This is a genomic window from Marinibacterium profundimaris (assembly GCF_002210095.1).
Classification (GTDB): Bacteria; Pseudomonadota; Alphaproteobacteria; order Rhodobacterales; family Rhodobacteraceae; genus Marinibacterium; species Marinibacterium profundimaris.
On sequence record NZ_AQQR01000001.1, the window covers coordinates 953,931 to 979,710 of the forward strand.

Below are 25,780 nucleotides of genomic sequence, written 5' to 3' on the forward strand. Positions count from 1 at the left end.
AGTGGGTCTGTGTCGGCCCGTCTCCGGCCCTTGCGGGCCGGCTCCGGACCCCGGTCCGGGGCATGTGCCGGAACCGGAAATACGGGCGGGGCCGGTGCTCCGGCCCCGAAGATCAGCGGGCCAGGGTGCCCGTGCGGCGGATCTTGCGCTGCAGTTGCAGGATTCCATAAAGCAGCGCCTCGGCCGTCGGCGGGCAGCCGGGCACGTAGATATCGACCGGCACGATCCGGTCGCAGCCGCGCACCACCGAGTAGCTGTAATGGTAATAGCCGCCGCCGTTCGCGCAGGATCCCATCGAGATCACGTAGCGCGGCTCGGGCATCTGGTCGTAGACCTTGCGCAGCGCCGGCGCCATCTTGTTGGTCAGCGTGCCGGCAACGATCATCAGGTCCGACTGGCGCGGAGAGGCGCGCGGCGCGGTGCCGAAGCGTTCCACGTCATACCGCGGCATCGAGGTGTGCATCATCTCGACCGCGCAGCAGGCCAGCCCGAAGGTCATCCAGTGCAGCGAGCCTGTCCGGGCCCAGTTGATCGCATCCTCGACAGAGGTCAGCAGGAAGCCCTTGTCGGCCAGTTCCTTGTTCAGCGCCTGGGTTGCCGTCTCGGGCACGTAGCCCGGCGCTGCGGTTTCCAGCGGGGCCGAGGCAGATGGCCCCGATTTCACCCGCGGCGCCTGCACGCCCATGCCCTGGGTTTCCGTCACGTGTGCGTCGGTTTCGTCGCTCACTCCCATTCCAGGGCTCCCTTCTTCCATTCATAGGCAAAGCCCACGGTCAGGACGGCCAGGAAGGCCATCATCGACCAGAAGCCCACCATCGAGACATCCTTGAACGCCACCGCCCATGGGAACAGGAAGGCGATTTCAAGGTCGAAGATGATGAACAGGATCGACACCAGGTAGAACCGGACGTCGAATTTCATCCGCGCATCGTCGAACGCGTTGAAGCCGCATTCGTAGGCGGAGACCTTTTCGGGATCGGGATTGCGAACGGCGATCACCACGGCCGCGAGCATCAGGACAAGGCCAAGTCCGATGGCAACGACCAGGAACACCAGGATCGGGAGGTACTCCCGCATCAACTCTTCCACGCGCTGGCTCCTTCTCTGCGCGACCTTGCGGACGCGTCGGTCGTAAAGTCTGGCTGTGACGAGTCTCTACTCCCGCCTCCCCCAAGGGTCAACCAAAGGCGGCCCCTTAAGGATGCGAGAATCGCCGCAGGCGCCGGTTGTGATCACAAAGCAGCCCGGTGTTAATCTTTCCTTATTGCGCGACCCACTTTGCGGAGCGTTTTGCAAAAAATGCGGCGATCCCCTCGGGGGCTTCATCGCCTTCCCAGCAGTCGACCAGGGCCGCGATCGTGTGGTCGATCACGCGTTCGTCAATGGGCGGGGCCAGGTCGGCGACCAGTTTCTTGGCCGCGGCAACAGCGCCGGGCGCGGCCGAGAGGTAGGGCGCGATCTCTGCCTCGACCGCCGCGTCGAGCGCATCAGGAGGCACCGCGCGGGACAGCAGCCCCAGGTCCACCGCTTCGGCCGCTCCGAAAAGCCGCCCCGAAAAGAACACGCGCCGCGCCCGCGCCGGCCCCATCCGCGCGACGACATAGGGCCCGATGGTGGCCGGGATCAGGCCCAGCCGCACCTCGGTCAGGCCCATCTTCAGCCCCTCGGCCCCGATCGCCACATCGCAGACCGACGCCAGCCCGACACCGCCGCCAAAGGCATTGCCCTGCAGTTTTCCGATCAGCGGCACCGGCAGCCCGTCAAAAAGCGACAGCATCTCCGCCAGACCCCGCGCCTGCCCGGCCCGCGTCTCCGCATCGGCCGCCATCTGCTCCTGCATCCAGCCAAGGTCCGCCCCGGCACAGAAGCTCTTGCCCGCCCCGGTCAGCACCACGGCGCGCAGGGCCGGATCGCGCCCGATCTTTCGCGCGGCCGCGCGCAACTCGTCCAGCATCGCGGCATTCATCGCGTTGTGCCGCTCTGGTCGGTTCAGCGTCAGCGTGGCGACCCCGCGGTCGTCGGTCTCCAGCCGAATGGTCTCGAACATGTTTGCTCCCTTCCCCGGGCCCCGAAGCGATTCGAACGGCGGGCCCGACCGTTACCCGTCCCGCAGCGCACGCGCCATGGACGCCGCCTCGGCCAGCACCTCGGCATCCAGCCCGGTCTCGTATCCCAACCGCTCCAGATGCGCGGCCACCACCTCTGTCGCCACGTTGCCGGCCGCGCCGGGCGCATAGGGGCAGCCGCCCAGCCCCCCGGCCGCGGCGTCGAAGACGCGCAGCCCAAGGCTCAACGAGGCGTCGATGTTCTCGACCGCGTGGCCGCCCGTGTCATGGTAATGCCCCGCCAGCCGTCCCACCGGCACAACGTCGCGCACCTTCAGAAGCATCCGCGCGATACTGTCGGGCGTCGCCTTGCCGATCGTGTCACCCAGCGAGATCTCGTAGCAGCCCATGGCAAACAGCCGGTCCGCCACCTTCGCCACCGCCTCGGGCGCCACCGCCCCGTCATAGGGGCAATCCGTCACGCAGGAGACGTAGCCCCGCACCGGCATGTCCCTGTGCCGCGCGTCTTCGAGGATCGGCAGGAACCGCTCCAGGCTCTCTTCGATGGTGGCATTGATATTGGCCTTCGAAAATCCCTCGCTGGCCGAGGCAAAGACCGCGACCTCGTCCGCGCCCGCGGCCAGTGCCGCCTCGTAGCCCTTCATGTTCGGCACCAGCGCCGCATAGCGCACGCCGGTCGCGCGCGTGATCCCGTCCAGCACCTCGGCGCTGCCGGCCATCTGCGGCACCCATTTCGGGCTGACGAAGGCCGCGCATTCGATCCGCGCAAAGCCCGCCCGGCTCAGGCAATCGACAAGGTCCACCTTGTCGGCGACCGGGATCTCCCGCGCTTCGTTCTGCAGCCCGTCTCTCGGACCGACCTCGAAAATCTCGACCCTGTCGCCCATGGGCATCCTCCCCTGTGATCGCCCCTTGCCGGGGCATTCATGTTGGTTACCGGACGCCCCGGGGCCTCCTCCGCCCCCGGTGATCCGGCCTCAGTCCTGCGGCTCCAGCCGGATCAGCGCGGCGCCGCCCTCCACCTGATCACCTTCCGTCACAAGCACCTCGGCGACAACCCCGTCGCGCGCCGCCAGCAGCGCATGTTCCATCTTCATCGCCTCCAGCACGGCCAGCCGCTGGCCCTCGGACACCGCCTCGCCCGCCTTTGCCGTGACCATCTTCACCAGCCCGGGCATCGGCGCCTCGATCAGCGTGCCGTCGCCTGACGCGGCACTGCCGCGCTCCAGCGGGTCGGACAGGGTGAAGACATGAGGATCCCCGTCGAAGACCGTGATCTCGTTGCCATTCCGGCTGATCTCGGCCGCGAGCCGCGCGTCCCCGACCAGCCAGCCGCCTGCCTTGCGCGCCAGCTCGACCGTGCGGCCGTCCAGCATCACCTCGAACGCATCCGCTCCCCGCACCGCGACCTTCGCAGCAATCTCCTGACCCTGATGTGTCAGGAGCACCGGCCAGGCCATCGGCCCCCAGAGCGTGAAGCCCCCCATCGGCCCGGCCCCGTCCTGCAGCCCCAGCGCCGCGATCGCCGCGATCGCCATGGCCCCCGGCCCCGCCGCCGGCTCGGCCGTCAGCTCCTCAAGGTTCCGCTCGATCAGCCCGGTATCCACGTCTCCTGTCTGGAAGTCCGCCTGTCCTGACAACCGCGCCAGGAAGGCGATATTGGTCACCGTCCCGCCCACCTGCGTCCGGCGCAGCCCGCGCTCCAGCATCTTCAGCGCCGCACCCCTCGTGGGGCCATGCACGATGATCTTGGCGATCATCGGATCGTACCAGGGGCTGATCACATCGCCCTCGCGCACGCCGCTGTCGGCGCGGACATCCCCGGGAAAGGCCAGCCGGGACAGCCTGCCCGTCGCCGGCAGGAAGCCCTTCGCCACATCCTCGGCGTAAAGCCGTGCCTCGAACGCATGTCCGGAGAGTGTCAGTTGCTTCTGCCGCAGCGGCAGTGCCTCGCCGGCGGCAACACGCAGCTGCCATTCCACCAGGTCAATGCCGGTCACCGCCTCGGTTACCGGATGTTCCACCTGAAGACGTGTGTTCATCTCCATGAAATAGAACCGGTCTTTCCGCAACCCGTCCGAGGCGTCGACGATGAATTCGATGGTCCCCGCGCCCGAATAGCCGATCGCGCGCGCCGCCCTGACCGCCGCCGCGCCCATCGCCTCGCGCATGTCAGCAGTCATGCCGGGCGCCGGCGCCTCCTCGATCACCTTCTGGTGCCGCCGCTGCAGCGAACAATCCCGTTCGTAAAGGTGTACCGCCTCGGCCCCGTCGCCGAAGACCTGCACTTCTATATGGCGCGGCTTCTCGACGTATTTCTCGATCAGCACGTCCTCGTTGCCGAAGGCCGTCCGCGCTTCGGCCCGGGCCGAGTCCAGCGCCTGCAGGAAATCCCCGGGCCGCTCGACCCGCCGCATCCCCTTGCCGCCGCCGCCGGCCACGGCCTTGATCAGCACCGGATACCCGATCCGGTCGGCCTCCGCCTCCAGGTGCCCGGGATCCTGGTCCGCCCCGTGATAGCCCGGCACCACAGGCACCCCGGCCTTTTCCATCAGCGCCTTGGCCGCATCCTTCAGCCCCATCGCCCGGATCGCCCTGGCCGAGGGGCCGATGAAGATCAGCCCGGCGGCCTCCACCGCCTCCACGAAATCGGGGTTCTCGGACAGGAAGCCATAGCCGGGGTGGATCGCCTCCGCCCCGGTCTCCAGCGCCGCGGCGATGATGCGGTCGCCGCGCAGATAGCTGTCGGCCGGGGCCGCGCCGCCGATATGGACGGCGGCATCGGCCATGCCGACATGTTTCGCGCCCGCATCCGCGTCGGAATAGACCGCCACGCAATCGACCCCCAGCCGATGCGCCGTCTCGATCACGCGACAGGCAATTTCGCCCCGGTTTGCGATCAGTATTCTGGAAAACATCCGCCCCGTCCCATCGCCTGTTCGGCCCTTGTCGCGCCTTGCCTCATCGCCCGGCCTCCAGATCCTCGACCACCCGGAACCGTTCGCAGATCAGCACCATCTGCGGATCGAACCCGCCGTTGCGCTCGAAATAGGCCTGGTGGTCGCGCTGCCAGCCGGCCAAGTCGTCGTTCTCGCCCTCGGCCAGGGCAAAGTCCTCGTCCATGTCGCAGAACCGTTTCCGTTCCACCCTCAGCGTCTCGATCACCAGCGCGGGCGTGCCGTCCCAGTTCAGCACGATGTCGCGCCGCCCGACCACCGGCACCGCCTCAAGCCCTTCGTCAAAGATCGCCGCCGACGCGCAGGTCGCCGTCTTCTTCCCCGCCCGCACAAGTGCCACCAGCTCCTGACACAGCGCCTCGCCATCGCCGAAGCGGAAACGCTCCGCCCCTGGATAGCGCGCCGTCACCTGTTCCAGCGTCTCGGTCATCGTCTCCATCCTCCGTCCAGCAGCGCCCTTGCGTCCCGCACCAGCGTCTCGATCACCGCCGCCGCCGGCGGGCGCGAGCGGATCAGCCCGATCGCCTCGCCCACCACGGGGTTGCCGGTCTCGGCATCCCCCGCGGCAAAGGCCGCCTGCCAGCGCGGACCTTCGGTGGCCCGCGCCGCGCGCAGGCCCTCCAGGTCGCCATGCCAGCGCTCGGTAAAACGGTTGCCCAGCACGCGGATGTCATAGGGCTCCGGCCAGGGCAGGTCCCGCACCACGTCGACGGCGCGGGTGCGCAGGGTGGCATCGCCACTGGCCTGCATCGCCGCCTCGATCTGCCCCTCCGGCACCAGCGCCTCGGCACTCGCCCACAGCCGCGTGCCCAGCATCACCCCGTCCGCGCCCAGCATCAGCGCCGCCGCAAGGCCCCGCCCGTCGGCGATCCCCCCCGCCGCCACCAGCAGCGCATCAGACCCCTTCGCCGCCAGCAGATCCGCAACTTCCGGCACCAGCGTCATGGTCGCGCGGCGGGCGCCATGCCCCCCGGCCTCGCCGCCCTGCGCCACGATCACCTCGGCGCCCTCTTCCAGCGCCACTTCGGCATCCGCCCGGCTCTGCACCTGGCAGATCAGCGTCACGCCGGCGGCCCGGATCTTCTCCGCAAACGGCGCCACCTCGCCAAACGACAACAGCACCGCCCTCGGCTTCCGCTCCAGCACATGGTCCAGCACCTCCGGCGCCCCCGCCAGCCGCCATGTAATAAAGCCACAGCCCACAGCCGCATTCCCGGCCTCGCCAAACTGCGCGTCGATCCAGGCCGCATCGCAATAGCCGCCCCCGATCAGACCCAGCCCCCCGGCCCTGTTCACCGCCGCGGCCAGCCGCCCCCCGGCCACCCCCGCCATCGGCGCCAGGATCACGGGATGGTCCAGCCCCATCCTCCGGGTCAGCCGCGTCTCGATCATGACATCGCTCCTGACATCTCCACCGGCGCCACACCTGACATAGCTCCTGACAGAGCGCGCCCGCCCCGGGCAGAGCGCTCGGGTGGGCGGGTGGGAGCCGCTCTGAGCGGGGCGGGCGCGCGGCTCACATGCGGAACACGCCGAAACGTGTCTCCCTCACCGGGGCGTTCAGCGCCGCCTGCAACGAAAGCGACAGCACCTCCCGAGACTTGCGCGGATCCACGATCCCGTCGTCCCACAGCCGGGCCGAGGCATAAAGCGGATGCGACTGCTCCTCGAACATCTCCAGCGTCGGACGCTTGAACGCGGCCTCCTCCTCAGCCGACCAGGACCCGCCCGACCGCTCGATCGCATCCCGCTTCACCGTTGCCAGGACCCCTGCCGCCTGCGGCCCGCCCATCACGGATATCCGCGAATTCGGCCAGGTCCACAGGAACCGCGGCTGATAGGCCCGCCCGGCCATCCCGTAATTCCCCGCGCCAAAGGACCCGCCCACCAGCATGGTGATCTTCGGCACCGAGGTCGTGGCCACCGCCGTCACCATCTTCGCCCCATGCCGCGCGATGCCTTCGTTCTCATAGCGCCGCCCCACCATGAACCCGGTGATGTTCTGCAGGAATACCAGCGGGATCCGCCGCTGCGAGCACAATTCCACGAAATGTGCCCCCTTCTGCGCGGCTTCCGAAAACAGCACACCGTTGTTCGCCACGATCCCCACCGGCCAGCCGTCCACATGGGCAAAGCCGGTCACCAGCGTCTCGCCGAACCGCGCCTTGAACTCGTCAAAGCGCGAGCCGTCCACCACCCGCGCGATCACCTCGCGGATGTCATAGGGCGTGCGCAAATCCCCCGGCACGACGCCCAGGATCTCTTCGGGATCATAGGCGGGCGGCTCGGGCGCCTGCCGTAGGGTGGGGCTTGCCCCACCGGCCAGCGAGCCGACCGCCCGCCGCGCCATGGCGAGCGCATGGGCATCGTCCTCGGCCAGGTAATCGGCCACGCCCGACAGCCGCGTATGCACGTCGCCGCCGCCCAGGTCCTCGGCCGAGACCACCTCGCCCGTGGCCGCCTTCACCAGCGGCGGGCCGGCCAGGAAGATCGTGCCCTGGTCGCGCACGATGATCGTGACATCCGACATCGCCGGCACATAGGCGCCGCCCGCCGTGCACGAACCCATCACCACGGCGATCTGCGCGATCCCCTGCGCCGACATATGCGCCTGGTTGTAGAAGATGCGGCCAAAGTGGTCCCGATCGGGAAAGACCTCGTCCTGGTTCGGCAGGTTCGCCCCGCCACTGTCCACCAGGTAGACGCAGGGCAGATGGCATTCCGCGGCGATCTCCTGCGCGCGCAGGTGTTTCTTCACCGACATCGGGTAATAGGTGCCGCCCTTCACCGTGGCATCGTTGCACACGACCATCACGTCGCGCCCCGCGACCCGGCCGATCCCGGCGATCACCCCGGCACAGGGCGCCGCGCCGTCATAAAGCCCATGCGCCGCCGTCGCCCCGATCTCGAGAAACGGCGCGCCCGGATCCAGCAGCGCCGCCACGCGGTCGCGCGGCAGCATCTTGCCCCGCGACAGGTGCCGCTCGCGCGCCTTTTCTCCGCCCCCCGCCGCGGCCATGGCGGCGGCGGCGCGGGTGGTCTCCAGCGCGTCGAGATGGGCGGCGCGATTGGCCTGGAAAACCTCCGAGGACGGCACTGCGGACGAGCTCAGCTTCATGGGGCGGACTCCAGCTCGGCGCGGGCGCGCGCCTTCAACTCCTTGCGGATCACCTTGCCGGTGACGGTCATCGGCAGTGTGTCCAGCATCTCAATCTCGCGCGGGTAGGAATAGCTGGCAAGCCGCTCCTTCACCCAGGCCTGCAACTCGGCCGCATCGGCCTGCGCGCCCGGCTTCAGCACGACATAGGCCTTCACGATCTCGGTGCGCAGCGGATCTGGCTTGCCGACGACGCCGACGGTGGCGACGGCCGGGTGGGTCAGCAGGCAATCCTCCACCTCCGCCGGGCCGATCCGGTATCCGGCCGAGGTGATCACGTCATCCTCTCGCCCGACGAACCTTATATACTCGCCCTCGCGGCACCCCCGGTCGCCGGTCAGCAGCCAGTCGCCCCGGAACTTCTCCGCCGTGGCCTCGGGGCGGTTCCAGTAGCCCAGGAACATGGAGGCCGATCCGCGCCGGACCGCGATATCCCCCTCGCCCGTCGCGGGCGCTCCGGTCTCGGAGATCACCTCGACCACGTGCCCCGGCACCGGACGACCGATGCAGCCGCGCCGCGCAGGAAAATCGGCGCCGCAGGACGACACGATCATGTTGCATTCGGTCTGGCCGTAGAACTCGTTGATCTCGAGGCCAAAGGCCCGCCGCCCCCAATCCAGCATCTCGGCGCCCAGAGGCTCTCCGCCAGAGGCGACCGAACGCAGCCCCGGGATCGTCGCATCAGCTGCCTTGAGCATCCGCAGCGCAGTCGGCGGAAAGAAGACAGTCCGAATCCCGGCCTGCGCAATCAGCTCCGCCGTCGCCCCCGCATCGAACTTCGCCGCGCGCGCGGCCACCACCGGCACGCCCATCGCCAGCCCCGGCATCAGCACGTCGAAGAGACCGCCGATCCAGGCCCAGTCCGCCGGGGTCCAGATCACGTCACCGGGCTGGCCCAGGTGATCATGGCTGAGCGCCACGCCCGGCAGGTGCCCCGTCAGGACGCGGTGGCCATGCAGCGCGCCTTTCGGCGTTCCCGTTGTGCCGGAGGTATAGATGAGCACCGCCGGATCCTCGGGCCCGGTGTCGGCAAAGGGCACCGGTGCGCCCGCCGTCCCGGCCTCCGCCGCCAGCACCGAGGGCGCGAGATCGCCCAGCAGCGCCGCGCCGTCCGGATCGGTCAGCACCAGCGCCACGCCCGCATCGCTGACCCGGCTGGCCAGCGCGTCGCGCTTGAAGAGCTTGAACAGCGGCACCGAGATCGCCCCGATCGTCCAGGCCGCCAGGTGCGCCGCCGCGCAAAGCGGGTCCTGCCCCAGCAGCACGCCGACCCGGTCCCCCGGCCCCACGCCGCGCGCCAGCAGCCCCCGAGCCAGTGCCTGGCTCATCTCGCGCAGCGCGTCGCGCGTGATCTCGGCCGGTCGCGCGCCGGTCCGGTCAAGGATCGCGACCGCCCCGCCCGGATGATCCCCGGACAGCACCTGCGCCGCCATGTTCAGACGGTCGGGCAGGTCCCAGCCTTCATCGGCGCGCAAGCCGGGTATGCGCCGGGCGAGGGTCAAAACAGGCCTTTTCCGCCAGAGACTTGATGCAGATCAGGTCGCGCCGCCGCGACCCGTGCGACACCCGGCCGGCAAGACACGAAGTGGACAGAACCATGAAGACCATCATCGCCACACTCGCCATGACAACCGCGCTGGCCGGACTGGCCGCGCCGCTCGCCGCGCAGTCTCAGGGAGACTGGACCCTCGGCCTCGGCCTTGGCTACGTCGTGCCGAAGGACGACAACGCCTCGGTCGGCACCAGCACGATCGACGTGGGCGACAGCCTGCGCCCGACCCTGACGGTCGAATATTTCTTCCGGGACAATATCGGCATCGAACTGCTGGCCGCCTGGCCCTTCGATCACGATATCGAGATTGACGGGACCAAGATCGGCTCCACCCAGCAGCTGCCGCCCACCCTGTCGGTGAACTATCACTTCCCGACCCAGACGGCGTTCAAGCCCTTCGTCGGCATCGGCGTGAACTACACCACCTTCTGGGATACCGAATCCTCCCTCGGCGACCTGGACCTCGACGACAGCTGGGGCGTCGCGCTCCATGCCGGCGCGGATTACCAGCTGACCGAGGCCGGCGCCCTGCGCGTCGACGTGCGCTGGATGGACATCGACACCGACGCCACGCTGAACGGCGCGCCGCTGGCCGGCGTGGACATCGACCCCTGGGTGTTCGGCGTCTCCTACGTGCATCGCTTCTGATCCCCCTGCGGCGGTCCCCTCCGGGGGGCCGCCCGCCCCTTTGGGCCTCAGCCCATCGCCTCCATCAACTCGCGCCCCACCAGCATCCGCCGGATCTCGGACGTGCCCGCCCCGATCTCCATCAGCTTGGCATCGCGAAAGATCCGGCTGACCGGCGCATCCGCCAGGAACCCGGCCCCGCCCAGCGCCTGCACCGCCTGATGCGCCTGCACCATCCCCTGTTCCGAGGCATAAAGACAGCACGCCGCCGCATCCTGCCGCGTCACCTGCCCCCGGTCACAGGCCTTCGCGACCTCGTACAGATAGGCCCGCGCGGAATTCATCGCCGTGTACATGTCGGCGATCTTGCCCTGCATCAGCTGGAAATTCCCGATCTTCTGGCCGAACTGCTCGCGGGTGGAGACATAGGGCATGACCTCGTCCATGCAGGCCGCCATGATTCCCGTGCCGATGCCCGCCAGCACGACACGCTCGTAATCCAGCCCCGACATCAGCACCGCGGCCCCGCGCCCCTCTTCGCCCAGCACATTCTCGAACGGCACCTCGACATCGTCAAAGATCAGCTCTGCGGTGTTGGACCCGCGCATGCCCAGCTTGTCGAAATGCGGGCTGGTCGAAAACCCTTTCATGTCCTTCTCGACCAGGAAGGCCGTCAGCCCCTTGGCCCGCGCCGCCGGGTCGGTCGAGGCATAGACCACCAGCGTATCGGCATCCGGCCCGTTGGTGATCCAGTACTTGGCGCCGTTCAGCCGGTAATGATCGTTGCGCCGTTCCGCCCTGAGCTTCATCGATACCACGTCCGACCCCGCCCCGGCCTCCGACATGGCCAGCGCACCGACATGCGCGCCCGACACCAGCTTCGGCAGGTACCGCTCTTTCTGCTCGGCCGTGCCGTTCAGCCGGATCTGGTTCACGCAGAGATTGGAATGCGCGCCATAGGACAGCGCGACCGAGGCCGAGGCCCGCGCCAGTTCCTCGACCGCGATGACATGGGCCAGGTAGCCCATCCCCGCGCCGCCATACTCCTCCGGCACGGTGATCCCCAGAAGGCCCAGATCCCCCATCTCGCGCCACAGCTCGGACGGAAAGGCGTTGGACCGGTCGATCTCCTGCGCCATGGGGCGCAGCCGCTCCTGTGCCCAGCGATGGATCATGTCCCTGAGGGCTTTGACCTCCTCGCCCAGGTCGAACTGCATCGATGCCGCGAACATGGACCCCTCCCAAAGTTAATGAACGCGCGTTCAATAAATGGATAGCAGCGCCGGTTTTCTCCGTCAACAGACAAGGCTGGCCCCGGCACCCCGCCGCCGCCCCGGAGCGCGTGCCACCCCACCTCCCCCGGCGGACCTGCCGCGTTGACAGCCCGCGCCGCCCCTGCACAGGTAGGCGTGCACCCCAGACCGGAGACCACCATGACCCGTCCCGCCCGCTTCGCCCTCGCTCTTGCCCTCTCGGGCCTCGCACAGGGTGCCACCGCACAGGTCACCACGGACGGCCAAAGCGCCACGCCCTATGACGACGTGCGCGGCTGGTCGGTCTTCGCGATCGCCTCGGGCGGCACGGTGGTCTCCTGCCAGGCGGTGACCGGATCCGGGGCCGACACCCTCGTGCTCGCCGATGACGGCGGGCTTTCGCTGATCGTGCCCAGCACGCAGACAGGCGAGAACGTCGATGCAACCCTCTGGATCGACGGGCTGTCCAGTCCGCAGCAGGCCACGCTGTCCGGCGGCTACGCCACGGTCGCGGTCAATGCCGTGGCCCAGAGCGGGCTGGAAAAGGGCCGCGAGATGGCCCTGCAGATCAGCGACGGCAAGAAACGCAGCTATGCGCTGGCCGGAACCACGGCGGCGATCCTCAAGGCCCAGGCCTGCTATGCCGAGAAGACCGGCGCCCCGGCCCCCGAAGCGCCCCCCGCGATCACCGGCGAAAACGTCGGCATGGCCTATTTCGACGGCGGCCGGTTCCGCCAGCGCGTCGATGGCAGCTGGATCGAGGAAGACGTGGGCGGCGCCACGCGCGAGTTCCAGGAAAGCGCCCGCACCGCCGACAGCGTCACGCTCACGGACGGCGACACCCGCATCCGGATCGACACCACGTCGATGCAGATCCTGCAGGCCAGGGGCAACGGCGCCTTCGCCGAGATCCACGCGATCACCGGGCTCGACACCTACGTCTCGCCCCGCGCCGGCTGACCGCCCGGCTCAGGCCCCGGCGCCCGGCGCGGGTTTCCACTCGAACCCCACGCGGATGATCCCGTGATCATTCGTGCCGCTCACCTTGTGATCGTCGAAATTGAGATGGTCGTTCTGCACGATCATCTCGTCGAAGGCCCAAAGCCGCTTCTTCGAATTGTCATAGAATTCCTGGCTGAACATGATGTGATCCAGGCTCTCGCGCTGCCCCTCGTAGACATGGGTGTAGTATACATCCCGGGTCGAGCGGTATTCCTGGATGGTCTGGGCGGTATAAAGAGCATTGTCCCCGCCCCCGGTCGACAGCGGGCCCAGGTAATTGGGCTGTTCGGACAGCACGTTCAGCGTGTTGCTCTCCTTGCCGTCGTTCATGTCGCCCAGCAGCACGACGGGCGTGTCGGTCTTCTTCATCAGGTCGGTCAGGATCACGCGCAGCGCCGCCGCCTCCGCCGTGCGCCGGATGGTCGAGACGGCATAGCCCAGCGCCTCTTTATGCGGCCCGTGTAGGTCCTTGTCGTACCAGGCCCGCTCGCGCCAGATATCCGCCGGGCGGCGCGACTTGAAATGACAGACGAAGACATGGATCACCGGCGTCCGCGGATCGGGCCGCACCTGCAGATGCATGACAGGGCGGGAAAAGCCCGATAGCCGGACCGAGATCTCGGGCTGCTGCGGGTCGTCCCCGGTGGAGCGCAGGACACAGGCCTCGGGGAACTCGGTGATCCATCGCGGCGCCTCCACCAGCATGTCGCGGCGCACGGCGGCGGCACAGATGATCCGGTCGTCGCCATGGCCCTCGGGCACCAGCAGGTCATGGGTGGCGTCCAGGCCCGACCGCTCCATCGCCGGGGCCAGGGCCTCTTCTGACCAGAGCTCCTGAAAACCAATGACATCGGCGTCCAGCTGACGCAGCACCTGTGCCGTGAACGCGACCTTCCGGTCGAACACCTCCTGCGGCCAGCCGTCGGAATCGAAATAGATCCGCCGCCCGGGACGTTGGAGATTGAGAAGATTGAAACTGGCGAATGAGATATCTCTCGCGGCCATGGCACCCTCCGACGCGTTACGCCCCCACCCTACCAGAGATCGCGCGCTGGCTTCGTGACAGTTTCACGGACCCGGGGGCCGCGCGAAGAGGGCCTGTTGAGAGCGCGGAGGTCAGACCCCGCCGTCGCGTAAGCCGCGACCGTGTCGACGGAGTATTTGGACAAAGGTGAAGACAGGGGGACGGCGCGAGACGGGATGGGGCAGCCCCGGTTGAACCGTTGCGTTCGAGGTATTTGGGCCAAGAAGAAGACAGGGGGATGGTGCGCCGCTCCGGAGCCATGGCGCCACGTCCCCTGCTTCATCTTTGTAAAAATACTCCACTCCGTCCCCTCCACGAGCGCCGCCGCCAGACGGTCTTACCCGCCGTCGCTGCACGAAGATCAGGCCCGTCCCCCGATGCGGCGCCCCTGTCTTCTTCTTGGACAAAAATACTCCATCAGGACCTCGCCGCCGGCGCCGCCCCCGATCCTCTCGCGCCCCGCGGGCAACAGCACCCGCCAACAGGCCCGAATCCTAAGATCCGGTTAATCCGCGCCTGCAAGCCCCTGATTTCACTGGAGCCGAAACATGTCCCACGCGTGGGACATCTCAGGCCGCCTGGTAGACCGCGCCGACCTCGGCCCGGATGATCCGGGCGATCAGCGCGCAATCCTCTTCCGAGAAGGTCAGCGGCACCCGCATGTCCAGGATCGCCCTGAGCACCCGGTCGCTGTCCGGCAAAGGCTCGGACGGCGCATAGCGCCAGTGCCCGTAGGTGGAGGTAAACGCCGCAGGCTCCGGCGCGCCGAACCACTTCAGCTCCACCCCCCGGCGGCCACAGCGGGCGACCACCTCGCGGATCGCATCGTCGGCCCAGTCCAGCAGCAGGAACTGAAAGGACGACCCCACATAGGCCTCCTTCTCGGGCCGCGCGACCAGGCGCAGCCCGGCAGTGTCGCGCAGCTCCTCGTCCAGCACCCGGTAGCGGTCGTTCCACCGCGCGATCTGGGTCTCGAGATCCTTCAGCTGCGGCCGCAGGATCGCCGCGCGCAGGTTGTCCATCCGGCCCGAGATATTGGGCATGTCATACTTGTGCCGCTCGAACACCTCGGGTCCCGGCGCCGCAAGGTGGCGCTCGTACAGCATGTAGGACCCCGACAGCAGCACCGCCCGCGCGGCGATGTCCGCGTCATCGGTGACCAGCAGCCCGCCCTCGCCGGAATTCATGTGCTTGTAGGTCTGGGTCGAATAGCAGCCTACCGCCCCGTGCCGCCCCGAGGCGACGCCGTTCCAGCCGCCCCCCATCGTATGGGCGCAATCCTCGATCACGGTGATCCCGGCGCCGTCGCAGATGGCCATGAGCCGGTCCATGTCGCAGGTATGCCCGCGCATGTGGCTCAGCAACAGCACCTTCGCCTGCCCCGCCCTGGCGGCGAGGTCGTCGAGGTCGATGGTCAGATCCTCGGTCACGCCGACGAAGACCGGCCTGCCGCCCACCGCGGCGATGGCCCCCGGCACCGGCGCCAGGGTGAAGGCATTGGTCAGCACCGGATCGCCCGGCCCCACGCCCACGGCCCTGAGCGCCGTGGCGATCGCGTAGCCACCCGATGACACCGCCAGGCAATAGCGCGCGCCGGTCCAGGCGGCGAACTCCTGTTCCAGCAGCGCCGCCTGCGACAGCTCTCCGGCGGCGACGTTATAGCGGTGCAGGCGCCCGTTGCGCAGCACGTCCAGCGCGGCCGCGATCCCGTCTTCGGGAATCGGTTCCTGCTGGGTGAAGGATCCGGTGAAATGCTCGGTCATGCGCGCTTTGTGCGCCGCCGCCCGGCCAGCGTCAATCGGGCACGCGCGCGGATCCCGCCAGGCGCGGGCGGCCGCTTGCCGCAGGCGGTCTAGACGATCAGCCGATCGGCCATCGCGGGCAGTGCGGCGAACTCTTCGAGCAGCCCCTCCGGCGCCAGCGCGGCCATGTCCTCGCCCGATGGGCCGAAGGTCACCAGCGCGCAGGGCACCCCGGCGGCGGCGGCCGTCCGCCGGTCGGTGATCGAATCCCCCACCAGCAGGCACCGCGCCGGATCCCCGCCCGCGTCGCGGGCCGCGGTCCGCAGGGGCTCCGGGTCGGGCTTGCGCACCGCCAGCGTGTCGGCCCCGATCAGCGAGCCGAAGGCGTCAAGGATGCCCAGCCGGGTCAAAAGCTGCCGGGCCAGCGCCTCGGGCTTGTTGGTGCAGATCCCCACAGCGTAACCGGCGGATTTCAGCGCCTCGACCGCCTCCATCGCTCCGGGATAAAGCACAGTGTGGCGGTCGATCTCGGCACCATAGGCCTCCAGCAGGATCGGATAGCCGCGGTCGATCAGCGCCACGTCCACGGCGCCCTGCCGCTCAAGCCCCAGCGTCAGCATGGCCCGCCCGCCCCGCAGCGCGGTGCCCGCGTCGCGCGCTGGATCCAGCCGGACCTCCAGCCCCAGCGCCGCGAAGGCCGCATTGGCCGCGGCGATCAGGTCGCCCGATGTATCGGCCAGCGTGCCGTCCAGGTCGAAGATCACGTTTCGCATCATCTGTCTTTCCATTCGCGGCCGACCCGTGGGATTGTCCCGTATTGCAGCGCCGAAACCTTCTTTGATACCCACCCGGCTTGCACCATCGGGTCAGCCCGATAAAACCGCGGTAAGCTTTTATTAAGGGAACTTCTCCATGGAGACGAGCCTCGTCATCCTTGCGGCCGGCAAGGGCACGCGGATGCAATCGGACCTGCCAAAGGTCCTGCACCAGGTCGCCCATGCGCCGCTTCTGGCCCATGCGATGCGCGCCGGCGCGGCGCTGCAGCCCGCGCGCACGGTTGTGGTCGCGGGCCACGGCTCCGACGCCGTTGCGCAAGCGGCGGACGAGGAGGATCCCGATGCCACCGTTGTCCTCCAGCAAGAGCAGCTGGGCACCGGCCATGCCGTCCTGCAGGCCCGCGCCGCCTTGGAGGGGTTCGAGGGCACGGTTATCGTGCTTTACGGCGACACGCCCTTCATCCGGCCCGAGACGCTGGAGGCGATGATCGCCGCCCGGGCCACCCATGACGTGATCGTTCTGGGCTTCGACACGCCAGACCCGGGCCGCTACGGCCGGCTGAAGATGGAGTGCGACCAGCTTACCGCCATCGTGGAGTTCAAGGACGCCTCGGCCGAAGAGCGCGCCATAACCCTTTGCAATTCCGGCGTCATGGCCTGCGATGCGGCGCTGCTGTTCCAGTTGCTGGACCAGGTGTCGAACGACAATGCGGCCGGGGAATACTATCTGACGGATATTGTCCAGCTGTCACGCGCCGCCGGGAAATCCGCCACCGTGGTGGTCTGCCCGCAGGAGGAGACGCTGGGCGTCGACAGCCGCGCGGGCCTTGCGCGGGCCGAGGCGCTGTTCCAGGCGCGCGCCCGGGCCGAGCTGCTGGAGATCGGCGTGACGCTGACCGCGCCCGAGACGGTCTTCCTCGCCCATGACACGGTGATCGGCCGCGATGTCTCGGTCGAGCCGAACGTCGTCTTCGGCCCCGGCGTCACGGTCGAGACCGGCGCCACGATCCGTGCCTTTTCGCACCTTGAAGGGTGCCATGTCAGCCGTGGCGCGGTGGTCGGCCCTTATGCCCGCCTGCGCCCCGGCGCCGAGCTGGGCGAGGACAGCCGCGTCGGCAATTTCGTCGAGATCAAGAATGCCACGATCGACGAGGGCGCCAAGGTCAACCACCTCAGCTACATCGGCGATGCCTCGGTCGGGAAAGGCACCAACATCGGGGCCGGCACGATCACCTGCAACTACGACGGCTTCATGAAGCATCATACCGAGATCGGCGCCGGCGCCTTCATCGGCTCGGACACGATGCTGGTGGCCCCGGTCCGGGTCGGCAACAACGCGATGACGGCCACCGGCTCGGTCATCACCCGCGATGTCGAGGACGGCGCCCTGGCGCTGGCCCGCGCGCGGCAGGAGGTCAAGCCGGGCCGGGCGCTGAAGCTCTTCGAGTTTCTCAAGTCCCGCAAGGAGCAGAAGCGCAGGGAAAAAACGCAGCAGGAGCAGGCATAATGTGCGGTATCGTCGGCGTTCTGGGCAACCACGAGGTCGCCCCCATCCTGGTCGAGGCGCTCAAACGGCTTGAATATCGCGGCTATGACAGCGCCGGTATCGCCACGGTCAACGATGGCCACCTGGACCGGCGTCGCGCGGTGGGCAAGCTGATCAACCTGTCGGACAAGCTGGTGCACGAACCGCTGCGCGGCAAATCCGGCATCGGTCATACCCGCTGGGCCACCCATGGCGCCCCGAACGAGGGCAACGCGCATCCGCACAAGGCCGGGCCCGTGGCCGTCGTCCACAACGGGATCATCGAGAATTTCGGCAGGCTGCGGGACGAACTGCAGGCAGCGGGGTTCACCCCCGAAACCCAGACCGACACCGAAACCGTCGCGCTCATGGCGCAGATGTTCATGGACGGCGGCATGAAACCGGTCGAGGCCGCATTCGCCGCCATCGACCGGTTGGAGGGCGCCTTTGCGCTCGCCTTCCTCTTCGACGGCGAGCAAGACCTGATCGTCGCCGCCCGCAAGGGCTCGCCCCTGGCGATCGGCTGGGGCGATGGCGAGATGTTCGTGGGCTCCGACGCCTTCGCGCTGGCCCCGATGACTGACCGGGTGACCTATCTGGAGGAAGGCGACCGCGCCGTCGTCACCCGCAAGGGCGCCGATATCTTCGACGCGCGCGGCCACCTGGTGAGCCGCGCCAGCGTGCGGATCGAGGACAACGACGGTCAGGTCGAAAAGGGCGGCCACAAGCACTGGATGTCCAAGGAGATCGCCGAGCAGCCCTCGGTCCTGGCCGATGTGCTGGCACATTACCTGCCCGGCGGGCAGCTGACCTTCCCCGGCGATGCGCTGGATTTCACCGGCATCGACCGGGTGGTGATGGTCGCCTGCGGCACCGGATTCTACAGCTGCTTCGTGGCGAAATACTGGCTGGAGACGCTGGCGCGGATCCCCGTGGAGGTCGATGTCGCGAGCGAGTTCCGCTATCGCGAGCCGCCGCTGTCGGAGCGCACGCTGGCCATCTTTGTCAGCCAGTCGGGCGAGACCGCCGACACGCTGGCCGCCATGCGCTTTGCCGCCGGCAAGTGCCGGATTGCCAGCGTCGTGAACGTGGCGCAAAGCACCATCGCGCGGGAATCCGACCTGGCCCTGCCGATCCTCGCGGGGCGCGAGATCTCGGTCGCCTCGACCAAGGCCTTCACCTGCCAGCTGATGGTTCTGGCGCTGATGGCGATCAAGGCGGCCTCGGACCGGGGGACGCTGACGCAGGACGCGCTGAAGGGCCGGATCGCGGCGCTGTCGTCGCTGCCCGCGCTGGTCAGCCAGGCGCTGGCCGTGGGCCCGCAGATCAACGACCTGGCGCAAGAGCTGTCGGAGGCGCATGACATCCTCTTCCTGGGCCGGGGCGCGATGTATCCTCTGGCTCTGGAAGGCGCGCTGAAACTCAAGGAACTCAGCTATATCCACGCCGAGGGCTATGCCTCCGGCGAGCTGAAGCACGGGCCCATCGCGCTGATCGACAGCCATGTGCCGGTGATCGTGATGGCGCCGTCGGATGCGCTTTTCGACAAGACGATCTCGAACATGCAGGAGGTCATGGCGCGCGGCGGCAAGGTGCTGCTGGTCACCGATGCCGCCGGCGCCGAGATGGCCGGCCACGGCTGCTGGGGCGTGATCCGCATGCCCGAGGCCGATCCGATGTTCGCCCCCGTCCTTTATGCCATCCCGGCGCAGCAGATCGCCTATCACACGGCCATCGCCAAGGGCACCGACGTGGACCAGCCGCGCAACCTCGCCAAGTCGGTCACGGTGGAGTAGGCTTTCTCCGTAAACGGTATCAGGCATCGGTTGCAGGCCCGTCAGGTTGCAGGCCCGCCAGGAGGACCACATGGCAAAACAGTTCGATCACATCACCGAGGATCAGAAGGCTTTCGTCGAAGCGCAGCATATGTTCTTCACCGGCACGGCGGCGCCGGACGGGCGGGTCAATGTCTCGCCCAAGGGGCAGGACAGCCTGCGCATTCTCGGGCCGAACCGGGTGGTGTGGATGAACCTCACCGGATCGGGGAACGAGACGGCGGGCCACCTGCTGGAACATCCGCGCATGACGCTGATGTGGTGTTCCTTCGAAAAGCGTCCGCTGATCTACCGCATGTACGGGACAGCCCGGACGATCCACCGGGGCGATCCCGACTGGGCCGAGATGTCGGAGCTGTTTCCGACACAGATGGGCGCGCGTCAGGTCTATGACATGTCGGTCGAGATGACGCAGACCTCCTGCGGCTATGCCGTGCCCTTCATGGAGTTCGTATCGGACCGCGACACGCTGCATCGCTGGACCCTCGACAAGGGCGAGGACAAGCTGCGCGATTACTGGGCCGAGAAGAACACCGTCACACTGGACGGCAAGCCCACGGGCCTGCCCGCCGGGATGACCCGAACGGACGCCTGATCGCGGTGACGTGCTGGCTTGACCGGTTGCGCGCGCTGGAGGATCCGGAGCGCGCCAAGGGCGCGGCGGCCTATCACAAGGCCCCCCGCACCTATCTGGGCGTGCCGAACCCGGTTCTGAACGATCTGGCAAAGGAGGCGCGCCAGACGCTGTCCGTCGCGGACCGGGTGGCGGTGGCGCGGGAACTCTGGGCAAGCGACATCCACGAGGCGCGGATCCTCGCCGCCAAGATCCTGACCCAGGCGCGGATCCGTCCCGATGACGCGGTGTGGGAGACCGTCCGAGGCTGGGTGCCCGACTTCGACGCCTGGGCCATCGCCGATCACGCCTGCATGGCCGGGCAGAAGCGGCTCGTGGCCGACCCGGCGCGCCTGGACGAGATCGAGCGCTGGACCGCGTCGGACCACATGTGGACCCGTCGCGCGGCGCTGGTCATCACCCTGCCCTGGACCAAGCAGAACCACCCCAAGCCGGAAGAGCTGGCCGCGCGCGACCGCGTGCTGGGCTGGGCGGCGGGCTATGTGGACGACCGCGACTGGTTCATCCAGAAGGCCGTGGGCTGGTGGCTGCGCGACCTGTCGAAACACGATCCTTCGCGCGTGCGCTCCTTCCTCGATGAGAATGGCGGGCGAATGAAGGCATTTGCACGAAAAGAAGCCTCGAAATATCTCGATTGAGTCGCCGGACGCGGCCCTGTCGTAATCCTTCGCCAACCTGCCTGCGTCAGTCTGCTTCGACGCGACCCGGGACCATTCCGGCCCGAAGCAGGAGACACGCCATGGAGATCACCGCCCCCGCAGACAGTCCCGCGCCCACAGGCCCCGGCCGCAGCGCGCAATCCACCGGCCACCAGGCAAAGGCCGCCGTGGCCGCGGCCCGCGAGGCGGGCATCGAGCTGCCGAAGAACGCCCAGGGCCTTGCCGCGTCGCAGATCGCCCGGGGGGTCGAGGCGGCGCTGGTCTTCCAGCCGCCCGAGCCGCCCGCCCCGGATGCCGCGCCCGGGACGGACCCTGTCGATGGCACCGCGCCGACCGGGACGGACATGCCCGATGCCGCGCCCGAGGCCGGCGGCACGAATGATGCAGAGATGGCCCTTGCGCTGCTGACCGCCGCCGCCGGATACGATGCCGCCGCCGAGGCTCTCGCCCCGCAGTGATCCTGCCCGGTGACCACGGGGATACGGCGGCCCGGCGAGGTCAAACTGCCCGGTCCTGAGACCCAATTCGCGCGTCAGCGCGCGCCGGTCACGCTGACCTCGATCAGCTCGGTCAGGGGCGCGCCCAGCGCCTGCATCGCCAGCAGCGACAGGCGGCTGCCGCTGCCCGGCTCTCCGCCCGTGGGCCGCAGCGTCAGGGTCACGGTGGAGCCCTGGTAGCGCACCTCGCCAGTCTGTTCGCGCCTGGTCAGGGGCGTTTCCATCCAGAGCCCAGGGCTTGCCGGGTCGCCCAGCGAGGCCACCGTCGTGCCCAGCGATGCGCTGCCCGACACCGGAAGCGCCACGGGCACTTCGGCCTGGGGCGCCGTGTCCGCCGCATCGGCCGGCGCGGCCGCCCCGACCACGGGCGTCGTGCCCTGCGCGGTGCCATTCGTACCGGGGCCACCGAAGATGCCGTCGGACACCCCCTTGACCGTATCGCAGCCCATCAGCGCCAGCGGCGCCACGAGCGTCATTGCCATCCAGAGTTTCATGCCCCCCTTTCTAGGGCCCTGCACCCCGCAGGTCCATCGCGTCGCGCATGGAAATGGCGGATCGCTGCCACGCCCGGGCGCCCCCTCCGCCCGCCGCACCATTCGTTAACGCCCCTTGTCGCAACCTTCGCGGAGGTTTACCTCTTGCCCCATGACACAGGCGCCCCTCATCGATCCCTTTGCCCGCGCGATCACCTATCTGCGCGTTTCGGTCACCGACCGCTGCGATTTCCGCTGCGTCTATTGCATGGCCGAGAACATGACCTTCCTGCCGAAGAAGGAGCTTCTAACGCTGGAAGAGTTGGACCGCATGTGTTCGACCTTTGTCGGCATGGGTGTCGAGAAGCTGCGGATCACCGGCGGCGAGCCCCTGGTGCGGCGCGACATCATGACCTTCTTCCGGTCGATGTCTCGGCACCTGGACAGCGGGGCCCTCAAGGAGCTGACGGTCACGACCAACGGCTCGCAGCTGGGCCGCTTTGCCAGGGACCTCGCCGATGCGGGGGTGAAACGGATCAACGTCTCGCTCGACACGCTGGACGAGGAAAAATTCGCCCGCGTGACCCGCTGGGGCCGGCTGCCGCAGGTGCTCAAGGGCATCGATGCCGCGCTGGACGCCGGGCTGAAGATCAAGATCAACGCCGTCGCGCTGAAGGGCTTCAACGAGGAAGAACTGCCGCGCATCACCGAATGGTGCGCCGAGAAGGGCATGGACCTGACCTGGATCGAGGTCATGCCGATGGGCGATCTGGGCAACGAGGACCGCGTGGGCCAGTTCTGGTCGCTCAAGGATGTGCGCGCCCGGTATGAAGAGCACTATACCGTCACCGACCTGGCCGAGCGCACCGGCGGCCCGGCGCGCTACGTGCGGCTGGAGGAGACGGGCCAGAAGATCGGCTTCATCACGCCGCTGTCCCACAATTTCTGCGAAAGCTGCAACCGCGTGCGGCTGACCTGCACCGGCGAGCTTTACATGTGCCTGGGCCAGGAGGACATGGCCGACCTGCGCGCGCCGCTGCGCGACTGGCCCAACGACGACCGCCCCCTGCAGGAGGCGATCCGCGCGGCGATCGGGCTGAAGCCCAAGGGCCATGATTTCGATTATTCGCGTCGCCGGGCGGACGGCCAGGTGTCGCGCCACATGAGCCACACGGGCGGCTGATGTCCCGCAAGGGTGGCAAAAGGCCGTCACCGACACCGCTTTACAAGGTCTATTCCGGGCTGACCCGTCTTGCCGCGCCCATGGTGCTGGCCCATGTCGGCCGCAAGCTGGCCGCGCAGGGGGTGGAGCCCGAGCGGATCGACGAACGCGCCGGCCATGCGACACTGCCCCGCCCCGAGGGCGAGATGATCTGGTTTCACGGGGCCAGCGTGGGCGAGAGCCTGTCGGTCCTGTCTGTCATCACGCGGCTGGGCCAGAGGCTGCCGGGGGCAGAGTTCCTGATGACCTCGGGCACCGCCAGCTCGGCCCAGATTGTCGGCCGCCGGCTGCCGCCGCGTACCCGCCACCAGTTCGCGCCGATGGACGCGCCGCAGGTGCTGGACCGCTTCCTGGACCACTGGCGCCCGCGCGCCGGGGTCTTCGTGGAAAGCGAGCTTTGGCCCGGGATGCTGATCCGCGCCCGCGACCGGGGGGTGAAGCTGGCGCTGCTGAACGCGCGGCTTTCGGCCAGGTCGGCACAGGGCTGGGCGCGGTATCCGGACACGGCGCGCTTCGTGCTGGACGCCTTCGAGGTGATGCTGACCCAGAATGCCGAGATCGCGCAGCGCCTGCGGTCGATGGGCGCCGATCCGGACCGGCTGCAGGTCGGTGCGAACCTCAAGGCCACGGCCGAGCCGCTGCCGGTGGACGAGCTGACCCTGTCCGAGCTGCACGAGGCGGTGGGCCCCCGCCCGCTCTGGGTCGCGAGTTCCACCCATCCTGGCGAGGAAGAGATCGTCCTGGAGGCGCAGTCGCGTATCCTGAGCCAGCGCCCCGGCGCGCTGCTGATCCTGATCCTGCGCCATCCCGAACGCGGCGATGCGGTCGAGGCGATGGTCCGCGAGGCTGGCCTGACCTGCGCACGCCGCAGCACGGGCGAGCCGATCGGGGCGGAGACGCAGGTCTATCTGGCCGACACCCTGGGCGAGACGGGCACCTGGTACGCCGCGGCGCCGATCGTGCTGCTGGGCGGCTCGCTCCTGCCGGAGATCGGCGGGCACAACCCGTTCGAGCCGGCGGGCTCCGGCGCGGCGGTGATGAGCGGGCCGCATGTGGTCAATTTTAGCGAGACCTTCGGGCCGATGTTCTCGACCGGGGCCGCGACCGAGGTGGCAACGGCGGAGGATATCGCCGGCGTGGTCCTGGGCTGGCTGGGGGATGCGGCGCGTCTGGAGACCCGGCGCGAGGCGGCGCGGGATTTCGCGCGGTCAGGGGCGGCGGCGCTGGATCACGTGATCGACGTGCTGGTCGAGCAGCTGGGGCTGTGAGCGTGGTGCCCTGCAGCGGCGTGGCGCCGGTGGCGGGCGGCGCGTCGAAGTATTTGGACAAAGATGAAGACAAGAGGGCGCGCCACGTGGTCTGGCGGAGCGCGGGGGGGCTCGTGGTCGGGGATGCCCCTGGCGGCGGGCGGCCTCTTCGGGGGACCGGCGCGAAACCGGGATGTCGGATGAGGTATTTGGGCCAAGAAGAAGACAGGGGGTGGGCCCCGCGGCTGCGTGGCGCCTGTCGAGATCAGTCTTGATGGCTGAGGTTCGGTTGTAGTTAAGACGGTCCATCCGCGGTCGTGGTGGCAGCGGATGGACCGGTGATAGAGGGCTGGGCTCAGGCGGCGGGCATGCGCTTCTCGGCGATCTCGGCGTACCAGCTGCAGCCGGCGGGGATGATCTCGTCGTTGAAGTTGTACTTCGGGTGATGCACCGGCGAGGTATCGCCATTGCCGACGAGGATGTAGGCGCCGGGGCGTTCCTCGAGCATGAAGGCGAAATCCTCGCCGCCCATGACCAGCGGTGCATCTGCGCACTCGCCCGAAACGGAGCGGGCGACCTCGACGGCGAAATCGGTCTCCTGCTCGGAATTCACCATCACCGGGTAGTTGCGGACATAGTCGATCTCCACCGTGCCGCCGAAGGTTGCGGCGATGCCGTTGCAGATCTCGATGATCCGCGTCTGGGCCAGGTCGCGCGTCTCGGGCGCCAAGGTGCGCACGGTGCCGCGCAGCGACACGCCCTGAGGGATGACGTTGAAGGCCTTGGACGAGGTTTCGAAGGAGGTGACCGAGACCACGACCTGGTCGACCGGGTCGGCGTTGCGGCTGGCGATGGTCTGCAGGGCCAGGATCGCCTGCGCCGCCATTACCGTGGTATCGACCGTCTCGTGGGGTTTGGCCGCGTGGCCGCCCTTGCCCTGGAAGTCGATCTCGAACACATCCGTCGCGGCGAAGAAGGCACCGGGGCGGATCGAGAAGGTGCCGGCGTCCTGGCCCGGCCAGTTGTGCATGCCATAGACCTCCTGGATGCCCCAGCGGTCCATCAGGCCGTCGTCGCACATGGCCTTGCCGCCGGCGCCGCCCTCTTCGGCGGGCTGGAAGATGACCACCACGGTGCCGTTGAAGTTGCGGGTCTCGGAGAGGTATTTCGCGGCGCCCAGCAGCATCGCGGTATGGCCGTCATGGCCGCAGGCATGCATCACGCCGGGGGTTTTCGACGCGTAGGGCACGCCGGTGTCCTCGAGGATCGGCAGCGCGTCCATGTCGGCGCGCAGGCCGATGACACGGCCCGAACTGTCGCTGTTGCCCTTGATCACTCCGATAACGCCGGTACGGCCGATGCCGGTGACCACCTCGTCGCAGCCGAATTCCGTCAGCTTGTCGGCCACCAGCGCCGAGGTTCGGTCGGTTTCGTAGAGCAGTTCGGGATGTTCGTGGATGTCGCGGCGCCAGGCGGTGATTTCGTCGTGGAGCTCGGCAAAGCGGTTCTTGACGGGCATGGTCGTGGTCCTT

General features: G+C 68.4%; 24 protein-coding genes. 9 read left to right on the plus strand and 15 right to left on the minus strand.

Annotated elements, in window-relative coordinates; all coding sequences use genetic code 11:
* Positions 1-112: 112 nt before the first annotated feature.
* The 9 genes from ATO3_RS04570 to ATO3_RS04610 all read right to left on the minus strand — a co-directional run bounded on the left by ATO3_RS04570 (position 113) and on the right by ATO3_RS04610 (position 9,613).
* A complete protein-coding gene (locus ATO3_RS04570) occupies positions 113-733 on the minus strand; it encodes a NuoB/complex I 20 kDa subunit family protein (protein ID WP_198963198.1) in 621 nt (206 codons plus the stop codon).
* Positions 724-1,089 (minus strand): NADH-quinone oxidoreductase subunit A, encoded by a 366-nt coding sequence (locus ATO3_RS04575; protein WP_088648581.1) that lies wholly within the window; start codon positions 1,087-1,089, stop codon positions 724-726. Before ATO3_RS04575 ends, ATO3_RS04570 begins: the two co-directional genes overlap by 10 nt.
* A gap of 172 nt (positions 1,090-1,261) precedes the next feature.
* Positions 1,262-2,047: a crotonase/enoyl-CoA hydratase family protein gene (locus ATO3_RS04580; RefSeq protein ID WP_088648582.1), complete on the minus strand. Its 786-nt coding sequence runs from the start codon at positions 2,045-2,047 to the stop codon at positions 1,262-1,264.
* A 51-nt stretch (positions 2,048-2,098) separates the two neighbouring features.
* Positions 2,099-2,953 (minus strand): hydroxymethylglutaryl-CoA lyase, encoded by an 855-nt coding sequence (locus ATO3_RS04585; RefSeq protein ID WP_088648583.1) that lies wholly within the window; start codon positions 2,951-2,953, stop codon positions 2,099-2,101.
* Between the two features lie 90 nt (positions 2,954-3,043).
* Positions 3,044-4,984: an acetyl-CoA carboxylase biotin carboxylase subunit gene (locus tag ATO3_RS04590; protein WP_088648584.1), complete on the minus strand. Its 1,941-nt coding sequence runs from the start codon at positions 4,982-4,984 to the stop codon at positions 3,044-3,046.
* A 43-nt stretch (positions 4,985-5,027) separates the two neighbouring features.
* Complete coding sequence (locus ATO3_RS04595; protein ID WP_088648585.1) at positions 5,028-5,453, minus strand: ASCH domain-containing protein; 426 nt, start codon at positions 5,451-5,453, stop codon at positions 5,028-5,030.
* Complete coding sequence (locus tag ATO3_RS04600) at positions 5,450-6,415, minus strand: NAD(P)H-dependent flavin oxidoreductase (RefSeq protein WP_088648586.1); 966 nt, start codon at positions 6,413-6,415, stop codon at positions 5,450-5,452. The genes ATO3_RS04595 and ATO3_RS04600 overlap by 4 nt, the downstream gene beginning before the upstream one ends.
* Before the next feature lie 124 nt (positions 6,416-6,539).
* Positions 6,540-8,141 carry a carboxyl transferase domain-containing protein gene (locus ATO3_RS04605; RefSeq protein WP_088648587.1) on the minus strand — a complete coding sequence of 534 codons (1,602 nt, stop codon included), beginning with the start codon at positions 8,139-8,141 and terminating at the stop codon, positions 6,540-6,542.
* Positions 8,138-9,613 carry an AMP-binding protein gene (locus tag ATO3_RS04610; RefSeq protein ID WP_088648737.1) on the minus strand — a complete coding sequence of 492 codons (1,476 nt, stop codon included), beginning with the start codon at positions 9,611-9,613 and terminating at the stop codon, positions 8,138-8,140. The genes ATO3_RS04605 and ATO3_RS04610 overlap by 4 nt, the downstream gene beginning before the upstream one ends.
* Positions 9,614-9,777: 164 nt before the next feature.
* Here ATO3_RS04610 and ATO3_RS04615 point away from each other — a divergent pair, with 164 nt between their 5' ends.
* Positions 9,778-10,380, plus strand: a complete 603-nt coding sequence (locus ATO3_RS04615) for an OmpW/AlkL family protein (RefSeq protein ID WP_088648588.1) — start codon at positions 9,778-9,780, stop codon at positions 10,378-10,380.
* Positions 10,381-10,427: 47 nt separating this feature from the next.
* On the opposite strand, the gene ATO3_RS04620 is transcribed toward ATO3_RS04615, so the two are convergent.
* Positions 10,428-11,591 carry an isovaleryl-CoA dehydrogenase gene (locus ATO3_RS04620; protein WP_088648589.1) on the minus strand — a complete coding sequence of 388 codons (1,164 nt, stop codon included), beginning with the start codon at positions 11,589-11,591 and terminating at the stop codon, positions 10,428-10,430.
* A gap of 201 nt (positions 11,592-11,792) precedes the next feature.
* Here ATO3_RS04620 and ATO3_RS04625 point away from each other — a divergent pair, with 201 nt between their 5' ends.
* A complete protein-coding gene (locus tag ATO3_RS04625; protein ID WP_088648590.1) occupies positions 11,793-12,572 on the plus strand; it encodes a hypothetical protein in 780 nt (259 codons plus the stop codon).
* Between the two features lie 9 nt (positions 12,573-12,581).
* Here the strand turns inward: ATO3_RS04625 and ATO3_RS04630 are convergent, their stop codons facing one another.
* The 3 genes from ATO3_RS04630 to ATO3_RS04640 form a co-directional block, all read right to left on the minus strand.
* Positions 12,582-13,619: an endonuclease/exonuclease/phosphatase family protein gene (locus tag ATO3_RS04630; RefSeq protein WP_088648591.1), complete on the minus strand. Its 1,038-nt coding sequence runs from the start codon at positions 13,617-13,619 to the stop codon at positions 12,582-12,584.
* A gap of 588 nt (positions 13,620-14,207) precedes the next feature.
* Positions 14,208-15,401: a DegT/DnrJ/EryC1/StrS family aminotransferase gene (locus ATO3_RS04635; protein ID WP_088648592.1), complete on the minus strand. Its 1,194-nt coding sequence runs from the start codon at positions 15,399-15,401 to the stop codon at positions 14,208-14,210.
* An 89-nt stretch (positions 15,402-15,490) separates the two neighbouring features.
* Positions 15,491-16,153, minus strand: a complete 663-nt coding sequence (locus ATO3_RS04640) for an HAD-IA family hydrolase (protein WP_088648738.1) — start codon at positions 16,151-16,153, stop codon at positions 15,491-15,493.
* A gap of 139 nt (positions 16,154-16,292) precedes the next feature.
* Between ATO3_RS04640 and glmU the strand changes: the two genes are divergently transcribed.
* From glmU to ATO3_RS04665, 5 genes are all read left to right on the plus strand, one after another.
* Entirely contained in the window at positions 16,293-17,663 is a 1,371-nt protein-coding gene (gene glmU, locus ATO3_RS04645; protein ID WP_088648593.1) for a bifunctional UDP-N-acetylglucosamine diphosphorylase/glucosamine-1-phosphate N-acetyltransferase GlmU, read from the plus strand.
* The gene (glmS, locus tag ATO3_RS04650) at positions 17,663-19,477 is read left to right on the plus strand and encodes a glutamine--fructose-6-phosphate transaminase (isomerizing) (RefSeq protein WP_088648594.1); all 1,815 of its coding nucleotides are present in this window, start codon (positions 17,663-17,665) and stop codon (positions 19,475-19,477) included. Before glmU ends, glmS begins: the two co-directional genes overlap by 1 nt.
* 70 nt (positions 19,478-19,547) lie before the next feature.
* Complete coding sequence (locus ATO3_RS04655; protein ID WP_088648595.1) at positions 19,548-20,111, plus strand: pyridoxamine 5'-phosphate oxidase family protein; 564 nt, start codon at positions 19,548-19,550, stop codon at positions 20,109-20,111.
* 5 nt (positions 20,112-20,116) lie between these two features.
* The gene (locus ATO3_RS04660) at positions 20,117-20,788 is read left to right on the plus strand and encodes a DNA alkylation repair protein (protein WP_088648596.1); all 672 of its coding nucleotides are present in this window, start codon (positions 20,117-20,119) and stop codon (positions 20,786-20,788) included.
* Positions 20,789-20,889: 101 nt separating this feature from the next.
* The gene (locus ATO3_RS04665; RefSeq protein ID WP_088648597.1) at positions 20,890-21,267 is read left to right on the plus strand and encodes a hypothetical protein; all 378 of its coding nucleotides are present in this window, start codon (positions 20,890-20,892) and stop codon (positions 21,265-21,267) included.
* 74 nt (positions 21,268-21,341) lie between these two features.
* On the opposite strand, the gene ATO3_RS04670 is transcribed toward ATO3_RS04665, so the two are convergent.
* Positions 21,342-21,800, minus strand: coding sequence for a hypothetical protein (locus ATO3_RS04670; RefSeq protein WP_143747222.1), 459 nt, complete (start codon positions 21,798-21,800; stop codon positions 21,342-21,344).
* A 151-nt stretch (positions 21,801-21,951) separates the two neighbouring features.
* On the opposite strand from ATO3_RS04670, the gene moaA reads away from it, so the two are divergent.
* Both moaA and ATO3_RS04680 read left to right on the plus strand, forming a co-directional pair.
* A complete protein-coding gene (moaA, locus tag ATO3_RS04675; RefSeq protein ID WP_088648599.1) occupies positions 21,952-22,962 on the plus strand; it encodes a GTP 3',8-cyclase MoaA in 1,011 nt (336 codons plus the stop codon).
* Positions 22,962-24,269 (plus strand): 3-deoxy-D-manno-octulosonic acid transferase, encoded by a 1,308-nt coding sequence (locus ATO3_RS04680; RefSeq protein ID WP_088648600.1) that lies wholly within the window; start codon positions 22,962-22,964, stop codon positions 24,267-24,269. The genes moaA and ATO3_RS04680 overlap by 1 nt, the downstream gene beginning before the upstream one ends.
* Positions 24,270-24,603: 334 nt before the next feature.
* On the opposite strand, the gene ATO3_RS04685 is transcribed toward ATO3_RS04680, so the two are convergent.
* Positions 24,604-25,767, minus strand: coding sequence for a M20 aminoacylase family protein (locus ATO3_RS04685; RefSeq protein ID WP_088648601.1), 1,164 nt, complete (start codon positions 25,765-25,767; stop codon positions 24,604-24,606).
* Between the last annotated feature and the right edge of the window lie 13 nt (positions 25,768-25,780).